General features: G+C 75.0%; 25 protein-coding genes. 13 read left to right on the top strand and 12 right to left on the bottom strand.

Going from position 1 to position 24,702, the window contains the following annotated elements:
• Window positions 1-39 precede the first annotated feature (39 nt).
• From AC07DA_RS01300 to AC07DA_RS01285, 4 genes are read left to right on the top strand one after another with little or no spacing between them, the layout of a single operon-like run.
• Entirely contained in the window at window positions 40-1,200 is a 1,161-nt protein-coding gene (locus tag AC07DA_RS01300) for a lipid-transfer protein (RefSeq protein WP_479123411.1), read from the top strand.
• Window positions 1,201-1,204: 4 nt separating this feature from the next.
• Window positions 1,205-1,618, top strand: coding sequence for a Zn-ribbon domain-containing OB-fold protein (locus AC07DA_RS01295; RefSeq protein ID WP_479123409.1), 414 nt, complete (start codon window positions 1,205-1,207; stop codon window positions 1,616-1,618).
• A complete protein-coding gene (locus AC07DA_RS01290) occupies window positions 1,615-2,388 on the top strand; it encodes an enoyl-CoA hydratase/isomerase family protein (RefSeq protein WP_479123408.1) in 774 nt (257 codons plus the stop codon). The genes AC07DA_RS01295 and AC07DA_RS01290 overlap by 4 nt, the downstream gene beginning before the upstream one ends.
• 50 nt (window positions 2,389-2,438) lie before the next feature.
• Window positions 2,439-3,389: an alpha/beta fold hydrolase gene (locus AC07DA_RS01285; protein ID WP_479123868.1), complete on the top strand. Its 951-nt coding sequence runs from the start codon at window positions 2,439-2,441 to the stop codon at window positions 3,387-3,389.
• Window positions 3,390-3,465: 76 nt separating this feature from the next.
• Here the strand turns inward: AC07DA_RS01285 and afsK are convergent, their stop codons facing one another.
• The gene (afsK, locus tag AC07DA_RS01280; RefSeq protein ID WP_479123407.1) at window positions 3,466-5,850 is read right to left on the bottom strand and encodes a protein serine/threonine kinase AfsK; all 2,385 of its coding nucleotides are present in this window, start codon (window positions 5,848-5,850) and stop codon (window positions 3,466-3,468) included.
• A gap of 192 nt (window positions 5,851-6,042) precedes the next feature.
• Window positions 6,043-6,765, bottom strand: a complete 723-nt coding sequence (gene kbpA / locus AC07DA_RS01275) for an AfsK-binding protein KbpA (RefSeq protein ID WP_479123406.1) — start codon at window positions 6,763-6,765, stop codon at window positions 6,043-6,045.
• A 134-nt stretch (window positions 6,766-6,899) separates the two neighbouring features.
• On the opposite strand from kbpA, the gene AC07DA_RS01270 reads away from it, so the two are divergent.
• Window positions 6,900-7,535 carry a TetR family transcriptional regulator gene (locus AC07DA_RS01270; RefSeq protein WP_479123866.1) on the top strand — a complete coding sequence of 212 codons (636 nt, stop codon included), beginning with the start codon at window positions 6,900-6,902 and terminating at the stop codon, window positions 7,533-7,535.
• A 50-nt stretch (window positions 7,536-7,585) separates the two neighbouring features.
• Here the strand turns inward: AC07DA_RS01270 and AC07DA_RS01265 are convergent, their stop codons facing one another.
• Window positions 7,586-8,107, bottom strand: coding sequence for a nitroreductase family deazaflavin-dependent oxidoreductase (locus AC07DA_RS01265; RefSeq protein WP_479123404.1), 522 nt, complete (start codon window positions 8,105-8,107; stop codon window positions 7,586-7,588).
• Window positions 8,107-9,285 carry an acyl-CoA dehydrogenase family protein gene (locus AC07DA_RS01260; protein WP_479123402.1) on the bottom strand — a complete coding sequence of 393 codons (1,179 nt, stop codon included), beginning with the start codon at window positions 9,283-9,285 and terminating at the stop codon, window positions 8,107-8,109. Before AC07DA_RS01260 ends, AC07DA_RS01265 begins: the two co-directional genes overlap by 1 nt.
• A gap of 109 nt (window positions 9,286-9,394) precedes the next feature.
• Here AC07DA_RS01260 and AC07DA_RS01255 point away from each other — a divergent pair, with 109 nt between their 5' ends.
• The 3 genes from AC07DA_RS01255 to AC07DA_RS01245 all read left to right on the top strand — a co-directional run bounded on the left by AC07DA_RS01255 (window position 9,395) and on the right by AC07DA_RS01245 (window position 11,773).
• Window positions 9,395-10,564 (top strand): thiolase C-terminal domain-containing protein, encoded by a 1,170-nt coding sequence (locus AC07DA_RS01255; protein WP_479123400.1) that lies wholly within the window; start codon window positions 9,395-9,397, stop codon window positions 10,562-10,564.
• A gap of 81 nt (window positions 10,565-10,645) precedes the next feature.
• Entirely contained in the window at window positions 10,646-11,071 is a 426-nt protein-coding gene (locus tag AC07DA_RS01250) for a pyridoxamine 5'-phosphate oxidase family protein (protein ID WP_479123398.1), read from the top strand.
• A gap of 36 nt (window positions 11,072-11,107) precedes the next feature.
• Entirely contained in the window at window positions 11,108-11,773 is a 666-nt protein-coding gene (locus tag AC07DA_RS01245) for a pyridoxine/pyridoxamine 5'-phosphate oxidase (protein ID WP_479123396.1), read from the top strand.
• 167 nt (window positions 11,774-11,940) lie between these two features.
• On the opposite strand, the gene AC07DA_RS01240 is transcribed toward AC07DA_RS01245, so the two are convergent.
• The 5 genes from AC07DA_RS01240 to AC07DA_RS01220 all read right to left on the bottom strand — a co-directional run bounded on the left by AC07DA_RS01240 (window position 11,941) and on the right by AC07DA_RS01220 (window position 14,732).
• The gene (locus tag AC07DA_RS01240; RefSeq protein WP_479123395.1) at window positions 11,941-12,816 is read right to left on the bottom strand and encodes a GNAT family N-acetyltransferase; all 876 of its coding nucleotides are present in this window, start codon (window positions 12,814-12,816) and stop codon (window positions 11,941-11,943) included.
• A gap of 57 nt (window positions 12,817-12,873) precedes the next feature.
• Window positions 12,874-13,086 (bottom strand): DUF4287 domain-containing protein, encoded by a 213-nt coding sequence (locus AC07DA_RS01235; protein ID WP_479123393.1) that lies wholly within the window; start codon window positions 13,084-13,086, stop codon window positions 12,874-12,876.
• Between the two features lie 95 nt (window positions 13,087-13,181).
• Window positions 13,182-13,784 carry a GNAT family N-acetyltransferase gene (locus AC07DA_RS01230; protein ID WP_479123392.1) on the bottom strand — a complete coding sequence of 201 codons (603 nt, stop codon included), beginning with the start codon at window positions 13,782-13,784 and terminating at the stop codon, window positions 13,182-13,184.
• A gap of 112 nt (window positions 13,785-13,896) precedes the next feature.
• On the bottom strand, window positions 13,897-14,394 hold the full coding sequence (locus AC07DA_RS01225) for a Zn-ribbon domain-containing OB-fold protein (protein WP_479123390.1): 498 nt from the start codon (window positions 14,392-14,394) through the stop codon (window positions 13,897-13,899).
• On the bottom strand, window positions 14,391-14,732 hold the full coding sequence (locus AC07DA_RS01220) for a DoxX family protein (protein ID WP_479123388.1): 342 nt from the start codon (window positions 14,730-14,732) through the stop codon (window positions 14,391-14,393). The genes AC07DA_RS01225 and AC07DA_RS01220 overlap by 4 nt, the downstream gene beginning before the upstream one ends.
• A 166-nt stretch (window positions 14,733-14,898) precedes the next feature.
• Between AC07DA_RS01220 and AC07DA_RS01215 the strand changes: the two genes are divergently transcribed.
• The 4 genes from AC07DA_RS01215 (at window position 14,899) to AC07DA_RS01200 (ending at window position 20,008) form a co-directional block, all read left to right on the top strand.
• Complete coding sequence (locus tag AC07DA_RS01215; protein ID WP_479123386.1) at window positions 14,899-16,158, top strand: flavin-containing monooxygenase; 1,260 nt, start codon at window positions 14,899-14,901, stop codon at window positions 16,156-16,158.
• Between the two features lie 68 nt (window positions 16,159-16,226).
• Window positions 16,227-18,452, top strand: a complete 2,226-nt coding sequence (locus tag AC07DA_RS01210) for an acetate--CoA ligase family protein (protein ID WP_479123385.1) — start codon at window positions 16,227-16,229, stop codon at window positions 18,450-18,452.
• Window positions 18,452-19,345, top strand: coding sequence for an enoyl-CoA hydratase/isomerase family protein (locus AC07DA_RS01205; protein WP_479123384.1), 894 nt, complete (start codon window positions 18,452-18,454; stop codon window positions 19,343-19,345). The genes AC07DA_RS01210 and AC07DA_RS01205 overlap by 1 nt, the downstream gene beginning before the upstream one ends.
• A 42-nt stretch (window positions 19,346-19,387) precedes the next feature.
• Window positions 19,388-20,008, top strand: coding sequence for a flavin reductase family protein (locus tag AC07DA_RS01200; RefSeq protein ID WP_479123864.1), 621 nt, complete (start codon window positions 19,388-19,390; stop codon window positions 20,006-20,008).
• 51 nt (window positions 20,009-20,059) lie between these two features.
• On the opposite strand, the gene AC07DA_RS01195 is transcribed toward AC07DA_RS01200, so the two are convergent.
• The gene (locus AC07DA_RS01195; RefSeq protein WP_479123382.1) at window positions 20,060-21,364 is read right to left on the bottom strand and encodes an MFS transporter; all 1,305 of its coding nucleotides are present in this window, start codon (window positions 21,362-21,364) and stop codon (window positions 20,060-20,062) included.
• Window positions 21,365-21,468: 104 nt separating this feature from the next.
• On the opposite strand from AC07DA_RS01195, the gene AC07DA_RS01190 reads away from it, so the two are divergent.
• On the top strand, window positions 21,469-22,509 hold the full coding sequence (locus AC07DA_RS01190; RefSeq protein ID WP_479123381.1) for a GlxA family transcriptional regulator: 1,041 nt from the start codon (window positions 21,469-21,471) through the stop codon (window positions 22,507-22,509).
• Here the strand turns inward: AC07DA_RS01190 and AC07DA_RS01185 are convergent.
• Both AC07DA_RS01185 and AC07DA_RS01180 read right to left on the bottom strand, forming a co-directional pair.
• Window positions 22,499-23,548, bottom strand: coding sequence for a Zn-dependent alcohol dehydrogenase (locus AC07DA_RS01185; RefSeq protein ID WP_479123380.1), 1,050 nt, complete (start codon window positions 23,546-23,548; stop codon window positions 22,499-22,501). The genes AC07DA_RS01190 and AC07DA_RS01185 overlap by 11 nt on opposite strands.
• A complete protein-coding gene (locus tag AC07DA_RS01180; RefSeq protein ID WP_479123378.1) occupies window positions 23,548-24,690 on the bottom strand; it encodes an acyl-CoA dehydrogenase family protein in 1,143 nt (380 codons plus the stop codon). Before AC07DA_RS01180 ends, AC07DA_RS01185 begins: the two co-directional genes overlap by 1 nt.
• Between the last annotated feature and the right edge of the window lie 12 nt (window positions 24,691-24,702).

Genomic DNA, 24,702 nt, shown 5'->3' with positions numbered 1-24,702 from the left:
TGTCAGGACCGTTCCCCCGGCCCCGGAGGTGCGCGCAGCATGGCGGCAGGACCAGCAGGCCTCAAGGACGCCACCGCACTCGTCGGCATCGGCCAGACGCCCTTCGCCAAACGGCTCCCCGAGGACGAACGCACCCTCGCCTGCCGGGCCGTGCTGGCCGCCCTGGACGACGCCGGGATCGCGCCCGGCGAGGTCGACGCGCTCGCCTCCTACACCATGGAGGAGACGGACGAGGTGGAGCTGGCGAAGGCCTGCGGCTTCGGGGACCTCACCTTCTTCAGCAAGGTCGGCTACGGGGGCGGGGGTTCGTGCGCGACCGTCGCCCACCTCGCCGCCGCCGTCGCCGGCGGGCAGGCGAGCGTGGGGGTGGCCTGGCGGTCGCGCAAGCGGGGCAGCGGCCCCCGGCCGTGGACCGACACCACCGCGCAGCTGCCGACCCCGGCCCAATGGACCCGGCCGTTCGGGCTGCTCCGGCCGGTCGACGAGATCGCGATGCTCGCCCGCCGCTACCTGCACGAGTACGGGGCCACCCGGGACCACCTCTTCAACGTCGCCCTGGCCTGCCGCAACCGCGCCAACCAGAACCCGGACGCGATCATGTACGACCGGCCCCTGACCCGCGAGATGTACATGACGTCCCGGTGGATCAGCGAGCCGCTCTGCCTCTTCGACAACTGCCTGGAGACCGACGGCGCGCTGGCCTGCGTCGTGGTCTCCGCCGAACGCGCCCGCGACTGCCGCCGGAAACCCGTCTACGTCCACTCCGCCGCCCAGTCGCTGCCCGCGCAGCACCACGGCATGGTCAACTACTGGAACGACGACCCGCTCACCGGCCCGGCCTGGAGCGCCGCCCGGCACCTGTGGAAGCACTCCGACCTGACCCCCGAGGACGTGGACGTCGCCCAGATCTACGACGCGTTCACCCCCCTGGTGCTGCTCTCGCTGGAGGGCTACGGCTTCTGCGGGCGGGGCGAGGGCGGGGCGTTCACCGAGGGTGGCGCCCTGGAGACCGGCGGACTGCTGCCGCTGAACACCGGCGGGGGCGGCCTGTCCGAGGCGTACGTGCACGGTTTCAACCTGATCACCGAGGGGGTGAAGCAGCTGCGCGGGACCAGCACCGCGCAGGTGCCGGGCGCGTCGGTCTGCCTGGTCACGGCCGGTGAAGGGGTCCCGACCTCCGCCCTGCTGCTGAGGAGCTGAAGAGATGCTGCGTCCCGTCACCGACACCGACGGCGCCCCCTTCTGGGAGTACGCCGCCCGCGGCGAACTGCGGGTCCAGGCCTGCGCCGACTGCGGCGAACCCCGCTTCCCGCCCCGGCCCTGCTGCCCGCACTGCCAGTCCTTCGCGGCCGAGTGGCGCCGCGTGTCCGGCCGGGGCCGCGTCTGGTCGTACGTCGTCGCCCATCCGCCGCTGCTGCCCGGCTACGCGGAACTGGCGCCGTACAACGTGGTCGTCGTCGCCCTCGACGAGGCGCCGCGCATCCGGCTCGTCGGGAACCTGGTGGCGGAACCGGGCGCGGCGCTCGATTCCCTGCCCGCCGGGCGGCTCCGCATCGGCGCCCGGGTGCAGGTCGCCTTCGACGACGGCCTGCCCCGGTGGGTCCCGGAGCGGTCGTGAGCGCCGTGCTGGTCGACGCCGACCGGGACAGCGGGGTCGCCGTCGTCACCCTGAACCGGCCCGAGCGGCTCAACGCCATCGACCTCGCCATGGCCGACGAACTCGCCTCCGCCTGGCAGGAGTTGCGGTTCGACGACACGGTGCGGGCGATCGTCCTCACCGGGGCCGGGGAGCGCGCCTTCTGCACCGGCGTCGACCGGGACGCCGTCGTGCCGCAGCCCAGCTCGCCCTACGCGCAGGACGACCCGCTGCTGGGGGTCGGGCCCAAGGCGAACGACCTGTGGAAACCGGTCGTCGCCGCCGTGCGCGGGATGGCCTGCGGCGGCGCCTTCTACCTGCTCGGTGAGGCGGAGTTCGTCGTCGCCGACACCACCGCCGCCTTCTTCGACCCGCACACCGCCTACGGCATGGTCAGCGCCTACGAGTCCGTCCTCATGGCGCAGCGTGCGCCGTACGGGGAGATCGCGCGGATGGCGCTGATGGGCACGGCCGAGCGGATCTCCGCCCGACGCGCCTACGAGGTGGGCCTGGTGTCGGAACTCGTCCCGGAGGGCGGCGCGTTGGCGGCCGCGACGGCGTGCGCCGCCGTCGTCGCCCGGTATCCGGCGCGGGCCGTGGAGGGGACCGTGCGGGCACTGTGGGCCGCGAGCGAGGCGGGCCGCGCCCAGGGCGTGGCGCAGGCGCCGCATCTCATCGCACTCGGGAACGCCCCGGTCGAGCGGCAAGCCCGCCTGTTCGCGGAGCGGGGGCGGGAGTACCGGTTGCGGTAGGGAATCGTTCACCCGCACCTGCGTATGCTCGTCGCGTGGTTGAGCACCGGATGATCGACGTGAACGGCATACGGCTGCACATCGCGGAGCAGGGCGAGGGCCCGCTCGTGGTGCTGCTGCACGGCTTCCCCGAGTGCTGGCACTCCTGGCGGCACCAGTTCGGGCCGCTGGCCCGGGCGGGCTTCCGGGTCGTCGCGCCCGACCAGCGCGGCTACGGCGGCAGCGACCACCCCGAGGACGTCTCCGCCTACAGCATCCTGCACCTGGTGGGTGACGTGGTCGGACTCGTCCACGCGCTGGGCGAGGAGCGGGCGTTCGTCGTCGGGCACGACTGGGGGGCGCCGGTGGCCTGGCACACCGCGCTGCTGCGGCCGGACGTGGTGCGCGGGGTCGCGGGGCTGAGCGTGCCGCCGCCGTTCCGGGGCGGCAGCCCGCCGCTGCGGACCATGCGGGAACGGTTCGAGGGGCGCTTCTACTGGAACTACTTCGAGCGGCCGGGCCTCGCCGAGGCCGAGTTCGAGGCCGACCCCCGCACCACCCTGCGCAAGCTGCTGTACTCCGCCTCCGGTGACGCGCCGGGCGCCGGGCGTCCCGAACAGGCCCTGGCCGACCCGGAGCGCGGCTGGCTCGCCGACGCGCCGGACCCCGAGGTGCTGCCCGCGTGGCTCACCGAGGAGGACCTCGACCTGCTCACCGAGAGCTTCGCCCGGGGCTTCACCGGCGCCCTCAACTGGTACCGCAACCTGGACCGCAACTGGGAGCTGACCGCGCCCTGGCAGCGGGCGGTGGTCACCACGCCCGCGCTGTACGTGTACGGCGACCGCGACCTGGTCCCCGCCTTCCCGGGCACGCCCGAACTGATCGGCAGACTGCCCGAGTTGCTGCCCGGCCTGCGCCGCAAGCCGCTGGTGCTGCCGGGCTGCGGCCACTGGACGCAGCAGGAGCGGCCCGACGAGGTGAACGAGGCGCTGCTCGGCTTCCTGACCGAGCTGCGCGGCTGACGCCCCTCGGTCACCGCGCGACGGCCGCCGTCCGGGGCCCGTTCGGTGTGCCGGTGCCCCGGCCGTCCCGGGCGGGTCAGGCGGTGCGCGCCGTGCCCGTGCCCTTCTCCGCGTCCAGCGCGTACACGCAGCGGTCCTTGCTGCACGCGTACACCACCCCGTCCCGGACGACCGGGGAGCCGGTGATCTCGCCGCCGGTGGCGAGCTTCCAGCGCAGCCGGCCGTCGTCGGCCTTCAGGGTGTAGAGCAGGTGGTCGGTGGAGCCGAAGTGGATGCGGCCCTCGGCGACCGAGGGGGCGCCGACGATGTCGCCGCCCGCCTGGAAGCGCCACTTGGGCGTGCCGGTGACCGCGTCCAGGGTGTAGAGGCCCTTGCCGCTGCCCACGTGGACGTGGCCGGCGGCGACCAGGACCGGCTCGACGGAGGCGCGCGCCTCGGTGGCGATGCGCCAGCGGTCGCGGCCGTCGGTGGCGTCGAGGGCGTAGACCGTGCCGAGGTAGTCGGCCAGGTAGACGCCGCCGCCGGTGACGGCCGGGCCGGGGACGAAGGTCGGCGGGGAGAGGAAGACGGCCGGGGCCTCGAAGTGCCACCGCACGTGCCCGGCGGCCACGTCCAGGGCGAGGACGCGGGTGCCGGCGCAGACGTACACGTACCCGTCGGGCGCCTGGATCAGCCGGACCGGGACACCGCCGCAGGAGGCCGCGTCGCCGATGGGGTACGACCAGCGCTCGTCGCCGGTGCGCGCGTCCAGGGCGCGCAGCCGGGCGTCCTGCCACACGTAGACCGTGCCGTCGTGCAGGGCGGGCCCGGCCTCGGGGGACTCGAAGTCGGTCTGGCAGCCGGTGACCTCCCACAGCTTCCGGCCGCTGGAGGCCTCCCAGCCCTGGACGCCACCGCCCCGGGTGCCGGTGACGACGGTGCCGCGGCCGGCCTTGAGCGAGTAGACCCAGGCGTCCGTCTGCAGGCGCCACAGGTCGCCGCCCTCGCGGGCCTCCAGGGCGAACAGGGTGGGCCCGTCGGAGGCGTGGATGCGGCCGTCCGCGACGGCCATGGACCAGGCGACGTCCCGGGTCTTGAAGCGGCGGCGGCCGGTGGCCACGTCCAGGGCGTGCACCTCGAAGGAGGTGACGTAGACGAGGTCGTCGGCGACCGCCGGGGTGCCCCAGACGTCGTTGGACATGCGGAAGCGCCAGGGGCGCCAGCCGCCGGGCTGCTCGGGCGGCGCGGCCGGGGCCGGGGGCGCGGCGACGGCGGGGCCCACGGCGGGGTCGGTGCCGTTGACGCCGGGGCGGGGCTTGGACCAGGAGGCGGCGAGGGCGGCCTCCGGAGGGGGCGCCTTGACGGCGGCGGCGCGCACGTCGGCGACGCGCGGGCCCGGGCCGATGGGCACCTGGGCGCCGGCCAGCCGCACGGGTCCGGTGTCGGGGCCGCCGACCGGGGCGGGCACCGGCGCGGGCGCCGGGACGACGGGGTCGTGCGAGGGCGGGGGAGGGATGGGCGCCGGGCCCGGGGCGGGGCGGCCGCCGCCACTGCGGCCGGAGCCGGCGGCGGGCTTGCCGGCCGGGCGGCCGTTGCGGCGGGACTCGATCAGGTGCACCGCCCGCTCGGGCAGCCACGCGGAGGCCGTGCCGCTGTCGTCGGAACCGGAGCCGAACAGGTGCGGGGCCAGCTGCGCCTGGAGGTCGGCCGGGTTGGGACGGGCCGTGGGGTCCATCTGCATGCAGGACTCGATGAGCGGACGCAGCTCGTCCGGGAGCCCTTCGAGGTCCGGGCCCTCGCGCAGCAGCATGAAGACGGTCTCGACCGGGTTGGCCCCGTGGAAGGGCGGATGCCCGGTGGCGGCGAAGACGAGCATGGAGCCGAGCGAGAAGACGTCGCTGGCGCCCGTGACGCTGCGGGAGTCCTTGGCCTGCTCGGGGGACATGTAGGCGGGCGTGCCGACGGCCACGTTCGTCATCGTCAAACGCGTGTTCGAAACGCCGGACGCGATACCGAAGTCGATCACCCGCGGGCCGTCCTCGACGACCAGGACGTTCGACGGTTTCAGGTCCCGGTGCACCAGACCGGCCCCGTGGATGGACTGCAGCGCCTCGGCCACGCCCGCCGCGAGCCAGCGCACCGCCTGGGCCGGGAGCGGCCCGCAGTCGTTCACTATCTCTTCCAGGGAGGGCGCGGGCACGTACGCGGTGGCCAGCCACGGCACGGCGGCGCGCGGGTCGGCGTCCACGACGGCGGCCGTGTAGAAGCCGGAGACGGCCCGGGCCGCCTCCACCTCACGGGTGAAGCGGACCCGGAACAGCTGGTCCTCGGCCAGCTCTGTCCGGACGGTCTTGATCGCCACGCGCCGGCCGGACGCCGAGCGCGCGAGATAGACCAGCCCCATGCCGCCGGCACCCAGCCGTCCCAGCACCTCGAACGGCCCGATCCGCCGCGGATCGTGCTGCGTCAGCTGATCCACCACTCTGCCTGCCACCTCCCCGTACGAGCCGCGCCAAGCCACATCTTCCACGCGACCCCGTGCAGCGTCTCACCACCGCACCGCCATGGCGGCACGCACCCCGATTCTTCCTGGCCCGAGCCCTGGTGGCGAACCCGGTGACCATTGGGGTGTCTGCCCCCATACGGGGACGAAACATGACCAGTGGGCGCCCGCTCAGCGGCGCAGCAGCGCGAAGGAGGCCCCCTGGTCGTCCGTGACGACGGCCACGGTGCCGTACGAGGTCTCGAACGGCGGGGCCTGGACCCGCCCGCCGAGGCGCGTCACCTCCTCCAGCGCGGCCGGTACGTCCTCGACGGCGAAGTGCACCAGGAAGTGGGGCGGCATCTCGGCCGGGAAGACGTCGGAGACCGGGGCGCGGCCGAAGTCGGGCTCGGCCTCGGGTCCGAACAGGGCCTCCCGGAAGAGGTCGCCGTAGAAGGTGTTGGCCGCCTCGGTGTCCCGCGCGTACAGCTCGGCCCAGGCGAAGGTGCCCGGCTCGTGCCGCCGGCCGAAGCCCGGGTGCTCCCGCGGCTGCCACAGGGCGAACACGGCCCCCTCCGGGTCGGTGACCAGCGCGGTGACGCCCAGTTCGGCGGCCGGCACCGGCGACTGGACGACCTGCCCGCCGGCGGCCTGGATCCGGCGGACCAGGGCCCGGGCGTCCGGGGTGGAGAAGTACACCGTCCAGACGGTGGGCAGCCGGCCGTCCATCTTGCGGACCAGCGCGGCCACGGGTTCGCCGTCCTTCAGCGCCCGCGTGAAGGGACCGAACCAGTCCTCGAAGGTCCACCCGAAGAGTTCACCGTAGAAGCGCTTGCCCGCCTCGACGTCGGGGAGCTGCGCGTCCACCCAGCAAGGGACGCCCTCTGCGTACACGGATGCCCTGTTTTCGGCCATGCCGCCAACGTAACCGTGACGGCCGCACCCCGCAGACCAGGCACACCAGCCCCCGCACCCCCTCGCACCCCATTTGCAGTCGGCCGAATCGCGCCCCGATCACGCCTCGGTAAGCTGACGGCATGACAGGACAAGTGCGTACCGTCGACGGCCGCGTGGCCGGCCGGCGTGGGCAGGCGACCCGGCAGAAGCTGCTCGACTGCCTCAGCGAGATGCTCAGCTCCTCCCCGTACCGGGACGTCAAAGTCATCGATGTCGCCCGGAAGGCGGGCACTTCGCCCGCGACGTTCTACCAGTACTTCCCGGACGTCGAGGGCGCCGTCCTGGAGATCGCCGAGCAAATGGCGGCCGAGGGCGCGACGTTGACCGAGCTCCTCCAGGGCCGCTCCTGGGCCGGCAAGGCCGGCTGGCAGACGGCGCAGGAACTCGTCGACGGGTTCCTGGAGTTCTGGCGCAAGAACGACGCGATCCTCCGGGTCGTGGACCTCGGCGCCGCCGAGGGCGACAAGCGCTTCTACAAGCTGCGCATGAAGATCCTCAACTCGGTGAACAACTCCCTCGCGGACGCCGTCGCCGAGCTCCAGGCCAAGGGCCGGGTCGACAAGGACGTCAACCCGGCGGCCGTCGCCGGTTCGCTGGTGGCGATGCTCGCGGCCGTCGCCTCGCACCAGAAGGGCTTCTCCTCCTGGGGTGTGAAGCAGGCCGAACTGAAACCGAACCTCGCGCTGTTGGTGTACCTGGGCGTCACCGGGAGAAAGCCGACGAAGTAGCCGGTCGCGGCCACCCTCCCTTTCCCAAGTCCTGTCTGGCAGGCGGCGGTTCACCCCGGTGGACGGCCGCCTGTCGTGCTTTCCGGCGTCCGGCCGCTTTGCCTCCGCACGAGCCGGAACACCCGGATCTCCCGCTCCACCCGGGCCTGGTAGGCCGCGTACGGCGGCCAGAACGCCAGTACCGCCCGCCAGGCCGCCGCCCGCTCCTCCCCCTGCAGCAGCCGGGCCGTGACCGGGATGTCCCGGCCCTTCCAGCTGATGTCGGCGTCGGGGTGGGCGAGCAGGTTGTGGCTCCAGGCGGGGTGCCCCGGCCGCCCGAAGTTGGACCCGACCAGGAGCCAGCCGCGCCCGCCGTCCTCCGGCACGCAGGCCAGCGGCGTACGGCGGGGCAGTCCGCTCCGCGCCCCGGTCGAGGTCAGCACCACACCGGGCAGCAGCCGTGCGCTGAGCAGCACCTTCCCCCGGGTGAGCCGGTGCACGGCCCGGTCCAGGGCCGGGACCACGTACGGCGCCACCCGCGCGAAGCCCGGGGTGGCGGACACCTTCTGCACGAACCGCACGGCCCTCGCCATCAGCCGGCCTCCTCGAAGACGTGTGCCGCGTCGGCCGCGTGCGCCCGCAGCCGGTGGGCCGGCCCGAACAGCAGCGCGTCGCCCGCGGCGCGCTTGACGTACAGGTGAGCCTCGTGTTCCCAGGTGAAGCCGATGCCCCCGTGCAGCTGGACGCCCTCGGCGGCGGCGCCGCGCAGGGCGTCCAGTGCCTGGGCGAGGGCGAGGCCGCCCGCCGCCTCGTCGCGGGCGGCGGCCCAGGCCGCGTAGTACGCCGCCGACCGGGCCGCCCGCACCTGGACGTGGACGTCCGCCAGCCGGTGCTTGACCGCCTGGAAGGAGCCGATCGGCCGCCCGAACTGCTCGCGCCGCCGGACGTACGCGACGGTCCGCTCCAGCATCCGGTCCGCGGCCCCCACCGCCTCGGCGGCCAGGCAGGCGGCGGCACCGTCGCCGACCCGGGCGAGGGCACCGGGCACGTCGTCGCCGTCCGGTCCGAGCAACTCCGCTTCCACGTCGCGCAGTTGGATCCGGGCCCGCGGGCGGGTGGCGTCCAGCGCGGTGCTCCGGACGCGGGTGAGGCCGGCCGCGCCGGCGCCGACGAGGAAGAGCAGTACCCGGGAGCGGGCGTAGCCGCCGGCGTGGGCCGCCACCAGCAGGAGGTCCGCGCTGTGCCCGTCGAGGACCTGCTCCACCTGCCCGTACAGCCGCCAGCCGCCGTCCGCCCGCCGGGCCTGGACGCCCCCGGCCCGGCCGCCGCCCGCCCAGCTCCCGCGCCGGTCGCGGGCGGTGAGCGCGAGGGCGGTGGCGAGGGCGGGCCCCGGTACGGCGAGGGCGGCCGTGAGCGCGCCGGTGGCGATCCGCGGCAGGAGCGCGGAGCGCTGGGCGCCGGTGCCGAGGTCGAGCAGCAGCGGGGCGGCGAGGACGGCCGTGGCGAGCAGCGGGGAGGGGGCGAGGGCCCGGCCCGTCTCCTCGCAGGCCAGGGCCAGTTCGGTGACCGAGCAGCCGGCACCGCCGTAGCCCTCGGGGAGGGCGAGCCCGGGCAGGCCGAGGCGGGCGGCGAGGGCGGTCCACAGGGCCGGGTCGTGCCCGTCGGGGGTGTCGGCGGCGGCCCGTACCTCCTCGGGGCCGCAGCGCTTGCCGAGCAGGTCGCGCAGGGTGCGGCGGACCGCGTCCTGCTCGGCGGTGAAGCGGGCGTCCATGAGCTGCCTCCCTCCACGTCTGACGGCCCGTCATATTAGGGGCGCGGGGCGGCGATGCCCAGGGTCACGCGGCTCCCGCCGGGGAGTTGTCTGATGTACCGTCAGATTCATGGTGGCCCGGAGGAAAGTCGCCCTCGTCGGCGTGGCCCTGTCGGACTGCGGCCGCGTGGCCGACGCGACCCCGTACGCCCTGCACGCCCAGGCCGCCCGGCGCGCCCTCGCCGACGCGGGGCTCGACCGGTCGCTGGTCGACGGCTTCGCCTCGGCCGGCCTGGGCACACTGGCGCCCGTGGAGGTCGCCGCGTACCTGGGCCTGCGCCCCACCTGGGTCGACTCCACCTCCGTCGGCGGCTCCACCTGGGAGGTCATGGCGGCCCACGCGGCTGACGCCGTCGCGGCCGGGCACGCCCGGGCGGTGCTGCTCGCCTACGGGTCGACGGCCCGCGCGGACGTCCGGGCGGGCCGGCGCACCGGCACGCTGTCCTTCGGCTCGCGCGGCCCCGCCCAGTTCGAGGTCCCCTACGGCCACACGCTGATCGCGAAGTACGCCATGGCGGCCCGCCGGCACATGATCGAGTACGGCACGACGATCGAGCAGCTGGCCCAGGTCGCGGTCCAGGCCCGGGCGAACGCGGCCCTGAACCCCGAGGCGCTGTTCCGCACCCCGGTCACGGTGGACGACGTGGCCGCCGGGCCGGTGATCGCGGACCCGTTCACCACACTGCACTGCTGCGTCCGCTCCGACGGCGGCGCGGCGGTGCTGCTGGTGGCGGAGGAGTACGTGCGCGACTGCCGCACCCGCCCGGTGTGGGTGCTGGGCAGCGGGGAGTCCGTCTCGCACGCCTCGATGTCCGAGTGGCCGGACTTCACGGTGTCGCCGGCCGCGGTCAGCGGGCGGCTGGCCTTCGGGCGGGCGGGCGTGCGGCCCTCGGAGATCGACTTCGCCGAGATCTACGACGCCTTCACCTACATGACCCTGGTGACGCTGGAGGACCTCGGCTTCTGCGCGAAGGGCGAGGGCGGGGCGTTCGTCGGCGAGGGCCGGCTGCGGGTCGGGGGCGGGGCGCTGCCGGTGAACACCGACGGCGGCGGCCTGTCGGCCCAGCACCCCGGCATGCGGGGGCTGTTCCTGCTGGTCGAGGCGGTACGGCAGTTGCGCGGGGAGTGCGGGGACCGGCAGGTGCGGCGCGCCGACGGGTCGCTGCCGCGGCTGGCGGTGGCGTCGGGGACGGGCGGCTGGTTCTGCTCGTCGGGGACGGTGGTGCTCGCGGCGGGATGACCGGCCGCGGCCGCGGGGAACACCCGGACACCGCGCCGGAGTTGTCCCGGGGACCGACCGCCTCTGCCGAAGGAGACCGTGGTGGCCCTGTCCCGCGAAGAACGTGAACAGTTCCTGGCCGAACCGCACATCGCGGCGCTCGCGGTCGACGCGGGAGCGGGACGCGCCCCGCTCACCGTGCCGATCTGGTACCAGTACGAGCCCGGCGGCGACATCTGGATCATGACCGGGCGCGACAGCCGGAAGAACGAACTCATCAGCGCGGCGGGGCGGTTCTCCCTCATGGTGGACCGGATCGAGCCCACGATCCGGTACGTGTCCGTGGAGGGGCCCGTCGTCGACACGGCACCCGCGACCCTCGAACAGCTCCGGGAGATCTCGGCGCGCTACCTGCCGGCCGAGAAGGTCGACGGCTACGTGGACTTCGCCTGGAAGAACCACGGGGAGCAGCTGGTGCTGCGGATGCGGCCGCAGCGGTGGGTGTCCTCGGACCTGGGGCAGGTGTGAACCGCAGGGGGCCTGGCGTGCGGTGACAATCGGGGCATGGCAACCGATCTTCACGAGCTGCTGAGGTCGCTGCGGGTCTGGGACCCGACGACCACGGACCTGCGGCCCTTCGACCCGGCCGGCGCCCCCGAGGCCCCCCTCCCCCTGTTCGCCGAGTGGTTCGCGCAGGCGGTGGCGGCGGGGCAGCCCGAGCCGCACACCATGTCCCTGGCCACCGCCGACGCGTCGGGCCTGCCCGACGTGCGGATCGTGATGCTGCACGGCGCGGACGAGCGGGGCTGGTCCTTCGCCTCCCACGCCGGCAGCCGCAAGGGCCGCCACCTCACCGGCCGCCCGTACGCCGCGCTCGGCTTCTACTGGCCGGTGCTGGGCCGCCAGGTCCGTGTCCGCGGCCCGGTGTCGGCCGCCCCGTCCGAGGAGTCCCAGGGCGACCTGCACGCCCGCTCGACCGGTGCCCTGGCCGCCGCCCTGACCGGCCGCCAGAGCGAGGTCCTCGGCTCGCTTCAGGAGCTGGACCGGGCCTCGGAGTCGGCGTGGGAACGGGCCGCGCGGGAGCCGGAGGCACCGGTGCCCTCCTGGACGCTGTACCGGCTGCGGGCCGAGGAGGCCGAGTTCTTCCAGGGCGACGAACGGCGACGGCACGTCCGGCTCCGTTACCGGCGCGCCGGGGAGGGGTGGACGCGGGAGCTGCTGTGGCCGTGACCGGGGCCCCGGGGCCGGGGCCGGTCCGACCACGGTGATCGCCCCGGCCGCGGCCAGGAGCACTGCGCGCCGCCGTTCATGGGGCTCGCAAACGGGCTCGGCTCCACCCGTTCACCCCCGGGTGGTGCCCGCCCGTCCGGCCGCCTGACGTACATCGCCCCCGTCGGCTACGCGAAGTCGTACACCGCGAAGTCCGCCACCGGCCGGTACCCGATGCGCTGGTACAGGCCGTTGCTGGTCGGGTTCGCCAGGTCCGTGAAGAGCAGCACCTCGGTCGCCCCGGCGGCGAGGGCGGCGCGGCTGACCTCGGCCGTCACGGCGCCCGCGTAGCCACGGCCGCGCAGCGGGGCCGGGGTGTAGACCCCGGCGACCCGCACCTGTCCGGCGACCCGCGGGCCCGTGCCGGCCATCGCGACGGGGGTGCCGTCGGGGGTCTCCCAGAAGGTGACGCCGCCGCTGTCGATCCGGGCGTCCGCCCACTCGGCGGAGTCCCGGACGGTGCCCGCGCCGACGGCCTCGGTGAACTCGTCGTGCCAGCGCACGAGGAGGGCGTGGTCCGACCGGACGGCCCTCCGGGGCCTGCCGGGCGGCAGGGGCCGGGGCGGGGTGAGCGTGCCGAGCCGGTAGAGGCGCTGGCGCTGGCGGAGGCTCACCGTGACGCCCGTGTGCCGCTGCCAGGCCGCGACGAACGCGGCGGCCGTGTCGCGCTCGGCGCTCACCCCGGGCAGGGGCCTGCCCAGGCCGGCCAGCCGCGCGGCGAGACCACCGGCCTCCGGTGGGGTGAGGGCGGTGACGTTGAGCCAGTGCGGCGGGGTGCGGAAGAACGCGGCCCGGACCTCCCCGTCCCGCTCCAGCACGCCGAACTCCGGCTCGCCGTCGCCGTACACGCGCGACCCGCGGGTGCGCAGGGTCTCCGTGACGGTCAGCGGGACGGTGTGCGGCGCGGGCCGGGAGCGCAGGAAGACTCCGGCCCGCAGCAGGAAGTCGTCGAGGTCATGGGTGAGGTGCCACGTGCCGGTGTCGGTGTCGGTGTCGGTGTCCATGCCTCATGGTGCCGCCGGTGCGCCGTCCGGCACTTCCGGATTTCCGTCCCCGCCGGCTCACGTGCCGCTGTCCTCGGCGAGGGTGTGGGCGACGAGCGCGTTGGCGTGTCCGTGGCCCAGGCCGTGTTCGGACTTGAGCCAGGCGACGAGCTCCATGTGGCGGGTGAGCGGCGAGGAGCGGATGAGGGCCTGCCAGTCGGCGATCGGGCGGCCGTACTTCTTCTCGATGGAGGGGAAGTAGCTCGCGGGGCCCTTCACGGGTGCGGTCATCTCCGGTGGTCCCTTCTCTGCGGTCGCCTCGTACGACCGGCGGGACGGTCCGCACTGATCGGCCGACGCGTGTGATCCGGGTCACCCGGAGCCGGTCAGCCGGCCGCCGGAACCGGGTCCGTGGCCAGCCGGGCGTGGAGGTGGGCGTCCCGGAACGCGTCGTGCCGGCCCTCCTGGAAGACCGCCCCGCGCAGGGTGCCCTCGTAGGCGAAACCGCACCGCCGCGCTATCCGGCACGACACGTGGTGGCCGACCGCGTGGTCCAGCTCCAGCCGGTGCAGTCCCAGTTCCGCGTAGGCCCAGTCGGCGGCGAGCAGCAGGGCCCCGGTCGCCACGCCCCGGCCGCGGGCCTCGGGGAGCACCCAGTAGCCGACGCGGGCGACCTTGAGGTGGTACTTGATCTCGTTGACGCCGATGTGCCCCAATACCTCGCCGGTGCGCGCGTTTGCGACGCGGAAGGAGACGGAGGTGCCCTCCGCGGCGCTCTGCGCCCGCGCCAGCAGGGACTCGCGCGCACTCGCCCGGTTCGTGACCGGTCGCAGCGGGGTGTTCCAGCGGCGGAAGTCCGGGTCCCGCATCCCGCGCAGCCAGGCGTCGATGTCGGGACCGGACCCGGCGTCCCAGGGGCGCAGGCTCAGGCCGTGGCCGTGGAGTTCCGCGCGGGGGCCGGTCAGGGACTGGTCGCGTAGGGGGGCCATGGGCCCATTCAATCCCGTAACCCGGCGCGGAGGGCCGGGGGCGGAGCGATCGAGAGATACCGCACGCCGGGGGGCGGGGCCCGCTCCGTGCGCACCGGCCGCACCCGGCCGCTCATCCCCGCCGCCGCCCCGGCTGCGTGGACGGCGCCCCCACGACCCGGAAGACCGGGACGCCCTCCCGGAACGCCACCCGCAGGGCCGCGCCGGCCGACAGCCCGGGCACGGCACCGCCGGAAGGGGCCGGGGCCGGCAGCTCGGGTGCGGTGCCACCGGGGCCGGAGGGGGCCGGGTCCGACCCCGCCGGCACGATCTCCGTCATCATCCGCGGCCCCTCGGCCAGGTCCACCACGGCCGCGACGTAGGGCGTGCGGTCTGTGAAGGGCGGCAGGTCGTTGCGGTGGACGACCGACCAGGTGTAGAGCGTGGCACGGCCGCTCGCCCTCTCCCAGCTCACGTGCTCGCTCCAGCAGTGGGGGCAGAACTCGCGCGGGTAGTGGTGGGCCCGGCCGCAGGCGTGGCAGCGGCGGATCAGCAGCCGGCCCTCGGCCGCCGCGTCCCAGTACGCCCGGCTGAAGGGGTCGGTCTCCGGCAGGTCGAAGCGGGCGGTCACCGGAACAGCCCCGGCGCGCTGGGGGCGTTGAGGAGGAACCCGCCCGCCGGGGCGACCGGCGTGAGGCAGCCGGTGCGCGGCCCCGGTCCGAGCGCGCGCTCCGCGTGGACGACGGCGTACCCCCTCACGCGCGGGCGGGGTGCGACCGCCGTACGGAACGCCGAACGGACGGCACTCCGGCGGTGCCGCGCGGCGACGCCCGCCGCCCACGCGATGCCGGTGCCCTGTTCGAACCAGCCCCTGCGGTCCGGGGGCCGCCGGCTCTCCAGCCGCCCCAGCCCGACTCCGGCCCGCGGGACGGCCGGGCCTTCCGCCTCACCGAGCCGGATCGTGTCCATGCGCTGCCCCCGAGGTGTCGCCGGCGATGTCGTCTGACAGTACGTCAGACGGGAGGGGTGCAACAGTGCTCGGAACCCGCCGCGCACGCGCAGCCGTGATCAATCCGCAACCAATTCCGGTCTTGACCGAGACCCATCAAGCGGGTCCGGGATTACGCTCCCGCTCATGGCCGACTCCACACCCCCCACACACTCCTGCGCGCATCCCCCACCCGACCGCCCCGTCTACGTCATCGGCGGCGGCCCCGGCGGACTCGCCGCCGCGTACGCGCTGCGCTCCCGGGGCATACGGGCCGTCGTCCTGGAGAAGTCCGACCGGGTCGGAGCGTCCTGGCGCCGCCACTACGACCGGCTGCACCTGCACACCACCCGCCGGCTCTCCGCCCTGCCCGGGCTGCCGATGCCGCGCCGGTTCGGGCGGTGGGTGTCCCGGGACGACGTGGTGCGCTACCTGGAGAAGTACGCCGAGCACCACCGCCTGGAGATCGTCACCGGTGTCGAGGTGTCCCGCGTGGAGCGCCTCCCCGACGGCACGGGCTGGCTGCTGCACGCCACCGGCGGCCGGGAGCTGACGGGTGCCGCGGTGGTCGTCGCGACCGGCTTCAACCACACGCCGCGGGTGCCGGACTGGCCGGGCCGCGACGCCTACCCCGGCGAGTTCCTGCACGCCGGGCAGTACCGCAACGGCAAGCCGTACGCCGGCCGGGACGTCCTCGTCGTCGGCGTCGGCAACACCGGTGCCGAGATCGCCGTGGACCTCGTCGAGAGCGGCGCCTCCCGGGTCCGGCTGGCCGTGCGCACCGTCCCGCACATCCTGCGCCGGTCGACCGCCGGCTGGGCCGCCCAGTACAGCGGCATCCTCGTGCGCCGGCTGCCGGTCGGCCTGGTCGACCGGCTCTCCCGCGTCCAGGCGAAGGTCGCGACGCCCGACCTGTCGGCGTACGGGCTGCCGCGCCCGGACACCGGGCTGTACAGCAGGGTGAAGCAGGGGGCGATCCCGGTGCAGGACGTCGGGCTGATCGACGCCGTGCGCAAGGGCAGGGTGGAGATCGTCGCCGCGGTGGACGGGTTCGAGGACAGCGGCAAGATCGTCCTCGCCGACGGCACCCGGATCTCCCCGGACGTCGTGATCGCCGCCACCGGTTACGTCCGCGCCCTGGAGGGCCTGGTCGGCCACCTCGGCGTGCTCGACGCCCGCGGCAGGCCCGTCGTCCACGGCGCCCGCACCCCGCCGAACGCACCCGGCCTGTACTTCACCGGCTTCACCAACCCGATCAGCGGCAACCTCCGCGAGATGGCGATCGACGCGGTGCGGATCGCGAAGGCCGTCGCCCGGGACGGTTCGGGGAGGGTGTCCCGGCTGCCGGGTCAGACCGCGCTCCCGGCCACCACCGCGCCAACTCGTCCCGGCCCCGGCCATTCCTGACGTGCCGTCAGTTCCGCTAACCTGACAGGGCGTCAGTTGGCGGCTGTCTCACAGGAGCGGGCGGAACGATGCTTGGATCGACCCACGGCACCCTCACCACCGACTCCCGCCGGGCCCGGGCCATCGCCTGCGGCGAACGGTCCGGGCCCGCCGTGCACGGCAGGCCGGCCCAGGGGGGCGACCTCGACGTCAGCGGGCGTCCGCTGCACGCCGACGTCCCCGATCTCGACCGCTTCTTCCGCCCCCGGTCCGTCGCCGTGATCGGCGCCTCGGACACCGAGGGACGGCCGCGGACCGGCATCACCCGGCAGCTCGCCGACTGGGCCGGGCGGGTCGGCGCCCGGCTGTACCCCGTGCACCCGGACCGGCCGTCCGTTCTCGGCGTCCCCTGCTGCCCGTCCGTGGCCGACCTGCCCGAGCAGGTCGATCTCGCGGCCGTGCTGGTCGGCGACCCCCTTCCGGTGGTCGGGGAACTGGCCGAGGCCAAGGCCCGGTTCGCGGTGGTCTTCGCCTCCGGGTTCGCGGAGACGGGCCCGGAGGGCGAGGCGGCCCAGCTGCGCCTCGCCGCCGCCGTGGAAGGGTCCGGGCTGCGGCTGCTGGGTCCCAACACCAACCTCAACGCCTTCGAGCGGTTCCGTGACGACCTCCCGGGACCGGCGATCGCGCTGATCACCCAGTCCGGCCACCAGGGCCGCCCCGTCTTCGCCCTCCAGGAGCTCGGCATCCGCGTCTCCCACTGGGCGCCCACCGGCAACGAGGCCGACCTGGAGACGGCCGACTTCCTGGCCTGGTTCGCCGAGCGGCCCGAGGTCGGCGTCATCGCCTGCTACCTGGAAGGCCTGAAGGACGGGCGCTCGTTCCTGCTCGCCGCCGACCGGGCCGCCCGGCGCGGGGTGCCGGTCGTCGCCGTCAAGGTGGGCCGCACCGAGACCGGCGCCCGCACGGCCGCCTCCCACACCGGCGCGCTGACGGGCGCCGACGCGGTGGTGGACGCGGCGCTGCGGCAGTACGGCGTGATCCGGGTCGACGGCCTCGACGAACTCCAGGACACCGCAGCCCTGCTGGCCCGGGCCCGCCCGCCGCGCGCCGACGGGGTGGTCGTCTACTCGATCTCGGGCGGCACGGGCGCGCACGTGGCCGATCTGGCGGCGAGGGCCGGTCTGCGGCTGCCGGTCCTGCCGGAGGCCAAGCAGGCCGAGCTGCACCGGTGGATACCCGCGTACCTGAGCGTGGCCAACCCCGTCGACAACGGCGGGCACCCGGTCGGGGACGAGCGCGGGCGGAAGATCATCGACGCGCTCCTCGACGACCCCGGGGTGGGGGTGCTGATCTGCCCGATCACCGGCCCCTTCCCACCGCTCAGCGACCACCTCGTGCGGGACCTGGTGGACGCCGCCGAGCGCACCGACAAGCTCGTCTGCGTGGTGTGGGGTTCACCGGTCGGCACCGAGCCCGCCTACCGCGAGGTCCTGCTCGGCTCCTCGCGCGTGGCCACCTTCCGCACGGTCGGCAACTGCCTCACCGCCGTCCGCGCCCACCTCGCCCACCACCGCTTCGCGACCGGCTACCGCTCCCCCTTCGACGAGGCCCCGCGCACCCCCTCGCCGTCGTACCGCAAGGCCCAGGCCCTCATGCGGCCCGGCCGGCAGCTGAGCGAGCACGCCGCGAAGACGCTGCTGCGGGCCTACGGCATCCGCGTACCGCGCGAGCAGTTGGTGACCAGCGCGGCGGCGGCCGTCCGGGCCGCCGGACTGGTGGGCTACCCGGTCGTCATGAAGGCCTCGGGCGCGAGCATCGCCCACAAGACCGAGCTGGGCCTGGTGAAGGTCGGGCTGACCTCGGCCAGCCAGGTCCGCGACGCCTACCGGGAGCTGACCGACATCGCCCGCTACGAGGACGTCGCGCTCGACGGCGTGCTGGTCTGCCAGATGGTCGAGCAGGGCGTCGAGATGGTCGTCGGCGTCACCCACGACGACCTGTTCGGCCCGACCGTGACCGCCGGGCTCGGCGGCGTCCTGGTCGAGGTGCTGCGCGACACGGCCGTGGGGGTGCCGCCGTTCGGTGAGGAGCAGGCGCGGGACATGCTCGCCGGGCTGCGCGGGCGGGCCCTGCTGGACGGGGTGCGGGGGCGGCCGCCTGCGGACCTGGACGCGCTCGTCGAGGTCGTGCTGCGGGTACAGCGCATGGCGCTCGAACTCGGCGACCAGCTGGCCGAGTTGGACATCAACCCCCTGATGGTGCTGCCCCGGGGGCACGGGGCGGTGGCGCTGGACGTGCTGGCGGTGTGCCGCTGATGGCGGAACCCGAGGTGCTGCACACGACCACCGGCCACGTCCTCTCCCTGACCCTCAACCGGCCCGAGACCCTCAACGCCCTCACCCCCGGCCAGCGCGACCGCCTCATCGAGCTGCTGTCCGACGCCTCCGCCGACCCCGCCGTACGGGCCGTGGTGCTCACGGGCACGGGCCGCGGCTTCTGCGCGGGCGCGGACCTGCGGGGCTCGGGTCGCGCGGACGTGGGCCCGGGCGACGGGGGTCGCGCGGACGCGGACCCGGGGAGCCGGATCCGGCCCGGAAACCCGGGCGCCGAGCCGCGGAGCCCGGGTGCCGCGACGGGCGAGCGGCTCGCCGGGGACGTCGCCCGCACCCTGCGCACCGGCGCCCAGCGTCTGATCACGGCCGTACTGGACTGCGAGAAGCCGGTCATCGCCGCGGTGAACGGCACGGCGGCCGGGCTCGGCGCGCACCTCGCGTTCGCCTGCGACCTGGTCCTCGCGGCCGAATCCGCCCGTTTCATCGAGGTGTTCGTCCGCCGCGGCCTGGTCCCCGACGCCGGCGGCGCCTACCTGCTCCCCCGCCTCGTCGGCCCGCGGCGCGCCAAGGAGCTGATGTTCTTCGGCGACGCGCTCACGGCGGCGGAGGCGGAGCGGGCGGGCCTGGTGAACCGGGTGGTGCCGGACGGCGACCTGGCCGGGACGGCCCGGGCCTGGGCCGGCCGCCTCGCCTCGGGCCCCACCCGCGCCCTCGCGCTGACCAAGCAGCTCGTCAACGCGTCCCTGGACACCGACCGGGCGACCGCCTTCGCCGCGGAGGCGGCGGCGCAGGAGATCAACATGACCACGCGGGACGCGCAGGAGGGCCTCCGCGGATTCCTGGAGCGCAGGACCCCGCGCTACGAGGGCCACTGACCCTTCCCATCTGACGCTACGTCAGTTTCAATGCTGGACATGATGGGACAAGCAGGCATGGCGGAAGCGGCCGTCCGCTACCTCGGATTCGCCCGCGCCGCCGCCCCGGAACCGGTGCGGACGCTGCCACGCCCGGAGCTGCGCTGCGTGGGGGCCGACGATCCCGCCCCGCTGGACCCGCGCGAGTTCCGCCGCGTCCTGGGCACCTTCGCGACGGGCGTGACCGTGATCACCGCACCCCCCGCCGCCCCGGACGACCCCCCGGCCGGCTTCGCCTGCCAGTCCTTCACCTCCCTCTCCCTCGACCCGCCCCTGGTCGCCTTCATGGTCGCCCGCACGTCCACCACCTGGCCGCGCATCGCCCGGGCCGGCGTCTTCTGCGTCAACGTCCTGGCCGCGCACCAGGCGGACCTGTGCCGCGCGTTCGCGGTGAGCGGCACGGACAAGTTCGCGGGCGTGCGCTACGACGCGGCCCCGGTGTCGGGCTCACCACGCCTGCCGGACACGGCCGCCTGGATCGACTGCGCGCTCCACGCGGTCCACCCGGGCGGCGACCACGTGATCGTGGTGGGCCGGGTGGCCGCCCTCGGCACACCCGAGGAGCACACCCCCCGGGGACCCCTCCTGTTCCACCAGGGCCGCTTCACCCACCTGCCGGGCTGACCCACTCCCAAGGATCAGCCGACGGCGAGCCGTCACAGGGACGTGACCGGTTCAGGCCGCGGCTCCCACCGCCACCCCCCGCCGCCGGATCACCAGCGCCATCAACGCCGCCGCCGCGCACAGCGCCCCCGACGCGTACCAGACCACGTCGTACGACCCGAACGCGTCGCGTGCCACGCCGCCGAGGAAGGCGACCAGGGCCGCGCCCACCTGGTGGGAGGCCAGGACCCAGCCGAAGACGATCGCGCTGTCCTCGCCGTACTGCTCGCGGCACAGGGCGAGGGTGGGCGGGACGGTGGCGACCCAGTCGAGGCCGTAGAAGACGATGAAGAAGATCATCGGCGGGTGGACGCTCGGCGCGAGCAGCATCGGCAGGAAGAGGAGCGACACGCCGCGCAGCGCGTAGTAGACGGCGAGCAGGCGGCGCGGCTCGAAGCGGTCCGTGAACCAGCCGGAGGCGATCGTGCCGACAACGTCGAAGACGCCGATGACCGCCAGCAGCGAGGCCGCCGCCGTCAGGGGCATGCCGTGGTCGTGCGCGGCGGGCACGAAGTGGGTCTGGATCAGGCCGTTCGTGGAGGCGCCGCAGATCGCGAACGTGCCCGCGAGCAGCCAGAACGGGCCGGTGCGCGCGGCCGAGAACAGGACCTTCAGGGCACGCCGGGCGGCGCCCGGGACCGGCGCCGGCTTGGGCACGAACTCGGTGGCCCCGTACGGCTTCTGGCCCACGTCGGCGGGGTGGTCGTGCAGCAGGAGCCAGACGAACGGCACGACCGCGAGCGCGGCGAGCGCGACGGTCACCGCGGCCGGGCGCCAGTCGTGCGTCTCCACGATCCAGGACAGCAGCGGCAGGAAGATCAGCTGCCCGGAGGCCGACGCGGCGGTGAGGATGCCGCTGACCAGACCGCGCCGCTCGGTGAACCAGCGGTTGGTGACGGTCGCCGCGAAGGCCAGGGCCATGGAGCCGGAGCCGAGGCCGACCAGCAGCCCCCAGCACAGCATCAGCTGCCAGGCCGCCGTCATCCACACGGTGAGCCCGGAGCCGAGCGCGATCACGGTCAGGGCGACCGCGACGACCCGCCGGATGCCGAAGCGGTCCATGAGCGCCGCAGCGAACGGGGCGGTCAGGCCGTACAGCGCCAGGTTGATCGAGACCGCCGCGCCGATCGTGCCGCGGGACCAGCCGAAGTCCTGGTGCAGCGGGTCGATCAGCAGACCGGGCACGGAACGGAAGGCGGCGGCGCCGATGATCGTCACGAAGGTGACGGCGGCGACGAACCAGGCGCGGTGCACGCGACGGCGGCGGCGGGACTTCGGCGGCTGCTCGACGGCCGCTGCTTCGGTTGTCTGGGTCACGCCATAGAGCTTCGGGCCCCGGCACGTCCTCAGCGAGTGGCCCGGGGGACAGTGTTCGCTAGGATCGGGCCAGGACCCTCGGCCACCGGACGGGACGACGTGAGATGAACGACGAGACGAGCACCTCCACTCCCGCGGGCGCGGGCACCCGCCCGCACCGCGTCGTCGTCCTCGCCCTCGACGGGCTGCTCCCCTTCGAACTGGGCATCCCGCACCGCATCTTCGGCCGCCCGAAGGACGCCCGCGGGCGGCCCCTGTACGAGGTCCTGACCTGTTCGGTCCGGCCGCCCGGCCCGGTGGAGACGGACGCCGACTTCGCCATCCACGTCCCGCACGGCCCGGAGGCCCTGGCCACCGCCGACACGGTGATCGTCCCGGCGTCGTACGAGCTGGGCCCGGTCTACGAGGACGGCGTGCTGACCGGCGAGCTCGCCGCCGCCCTCGCCCACCTCAGACCCGGCACCCGGCTGGCCTCCATCTGCACCGGCGTCTACGTCCTCGCCGCCGCCGGCCTGCTCGACGGCCGCCCCGCCACCACCCACTGGGCCCAGGCCGAGCACCTGCAGCGGCTCTTCCCGCGGGTCCGGGTCGACCCGGACGTGCTGTTCGTCGACGACGGTGACGTGCTGACCTCGGCCGGTGTCGCGGCCGGGATCGACCTGTGCCTGCACATGGTGCGCCGCGACCACGGCACCGCCGTCGCCAACGACGTGGCCCGCCGCACGGTCGTGCCGCCGCACCGCGAGGGCGGCCAGGCGCAGTACGTCGAGCGGCCGGTGCCGGACCCGCAGCAGGCGTCCACCACCACGGCCCGCGCCTGGGCCCTGGGCCGCCTCCACGAACCGATCCAGCTGCGCGACATGGCCGCCCAGGAGGCCATGTCGGTGCGCACCTTCACACGCCGCTTCCGCGAGGAGACCGGCGTCAGTCCCGGCCAGTGGCTCACCCAGCAGCGGGTGGAGCGGGCCCGGCACCTGCTGGAGTCCACCGACCGCTCGGTCGACCAGGTGGCCCGGGACGCGGGCTTCGGCACGGCCCAGTCGATGCGCCAGCACCTCCAGGCGGCGCTCGGCGTCACGCCCTCCGCCTACCGCCGGACCTTCCGGGCCGGCGCCGAGGAGCCGGGGGCCGGTCTCAGAACGTGAGGACGGCCCGGGCCACCCGCCCGGCGTGAGCGTCCGCCGCCGCCTCCCCGAAGTCCTCGACGGGATACGTCCGGGTGACGAGCTCGTCGAGCAGGAGACGGCCCTGACGGTACAGCTCGGCGTAGAGCGCGATGTCCCGCTGCGGGCGGGAGGAGCCGTAGCGGCAGCCGAGGACGGACTTGTCCAGGTAGAGCGAGGCGACGCGGAAGGACGCCTCGGCCGCGGCCGGGGGCACCCCGAGCAGGACCGCCTGGCCGTGCCGGTCCAGCGCGTCGATCGCCTGCCGGACCAGCTCCACGCGGCCGACGCACTCGAAGGCGTGGTCCGCGCCCGTGGGCAGGACGTCCCGCACGCCTTCCGTGGAGGTGAGGAAGTCGGTCGCGCCGAACCGGCGGGCCGGCTCCTCCTTCGCCGGGTCGGCGTCGACGGCCACGATCCGCAGCGCCCCCGCGAGCCGCGCCCCCTGCAGGACGTTCAGGCCGATCCCGCCGGCGCCGATCACCAGGACGCTGTCGCCCCGGTCCACCCGCGCCCGGTTCAGCACGGCGCCCACGCCCGTGAGCACCGCGCACCCGATGAGCGCGGCCGACGGCAGCGGGATGTCGGCGGGGATCGGCACCGCCTGGACGGCCTTGACGACCGTGCGCTCCGCGAACGCCGAGTTGGCGGCGAACTGGTGCACGGGCAGGCCGTCGTGGCGGAACGGCCGGCCCGGGCGGCCCATGGCGTGCCGGCACATCGTCGGCCGGCCCCGGTCGCAGTCGGCGCAGGTCCCGCAGTTCGCGAGGGTGGACAGCGCGACGTGGTCCCCGGGCGCGACGTGGGTGACGCCCGCTCCCACCGCCTCCACGACCCCGGCACCCTCGTGGCCGAGCACCACGGGGACCGGGAACGGGATCGTCCCGTCCACCACCGACAGGTCGCTGTGGCACAGCCCGGCCGCCGCGACCGCGACCCGCACCTCCCCGGGCCCGGGCTCGCGCACCTCCAGGTCCGTCACGACCCGGACCCGTCCGCCGTCGAAGACCACGCCTCGCATCACACGGCCCCCTTGGGCTCCCTGGGCAGTCCGAGCACGCGCTCGGCGATGATCGTGCGCTGGATCTGGTCCGAACCGCCGTAGATGGTGTCGGCGCGGGAGAAGAGGAACAGGTGCTGCGCGGCGTCCAGTTCGTACGGCGCCGCCGCCGACCAGTCGGCGGGTCCCACGGCCGCCGCCGCGCCCCGCACCAGCACGGCCAGCTCCCCGAGCCGCTGGTGCCAGCCGGCCCACAGCAGCTTGGCCACGCTCGGGGCGTCCGGGCCGGCCGAACCGCCCAGGGTGCGCAGGGCGTTGCAGCGCATCGTGTGCAGCTCGGCCCACTGCCGCACGAGCCGTTCCCGTACGACGGGGTCGTGCACGGCGCCCGAGGCCACGGCCGCGCGCACCACGCCGCCCAGTTCCCCGGCGAACCCGATCTGCTGGGCCAGGGTGGACACGCCCCGCTCGAAACCGAGCAGGCTCATCGCGACACGCCAGCCGTCGCCCTCGTCGCCGACGACGTGTTCGGCGCGGGCGCCGTCGAAGAAGACCTCGTTGAAGTCGCTGGTGCCCGTCATCTGCCGGATGGGCCGGACCTCGATCCGGCCCGGCTGGTCCATCGGCACGAGCAGGAACGACAGCCCGTGGTGCCGCGCCGGGCCCGGCCGCGTCCTGGCCAGGACGAAACACCAGTCCGCCTCGTGCGCGAGCGACGTCCAGGTCTTCTGCCCGGTGACGCGGTACATCCGCCCCTCCCGCACCGCCGCCGTGCGGATCCCGGCCAGGTCCGATCCGGCACCGGGTTCGCTGTAGCCCTGGCACCACAGCTCCTCACCGGCGGCGATCGGCGGCAGGAAGCGGGACTTCTGCTCGTCGGTGCCGTGGGCGATCAGCGTGGGCGCCAGCAGCTTCTCCCCGATGTGCCCCGACCGCGGGGGCGCCCCCGACCGCGCGTACTCCTCCGCCCAGACGACCTGCTGTGTGAGGGAGGCGGTGCGGTTGCCGTACCCGCCCTCGTCCCACCCGATCCCGATCCACCCGGCCGCGCCGAGGGCGCGTTCCCAGGTACGGCGGTCCCGGCAGGCGTCGGCGTGTGCGGCGAGCCAGTCCCGGGCCTCGCCACGGAACGCCTCGTCCTGCGGGCCGAAGCCGAAGTCCATCGGAGTCCTCCT

The organism is Streptomyces sp. NPDC044921 (assembly GCF_056432865.1).
The sequence above is the reverse complement of the archived record's forward strand: the minus strand, read 5'-3'. Positions and strand labels throughout refer to the sequence as shown.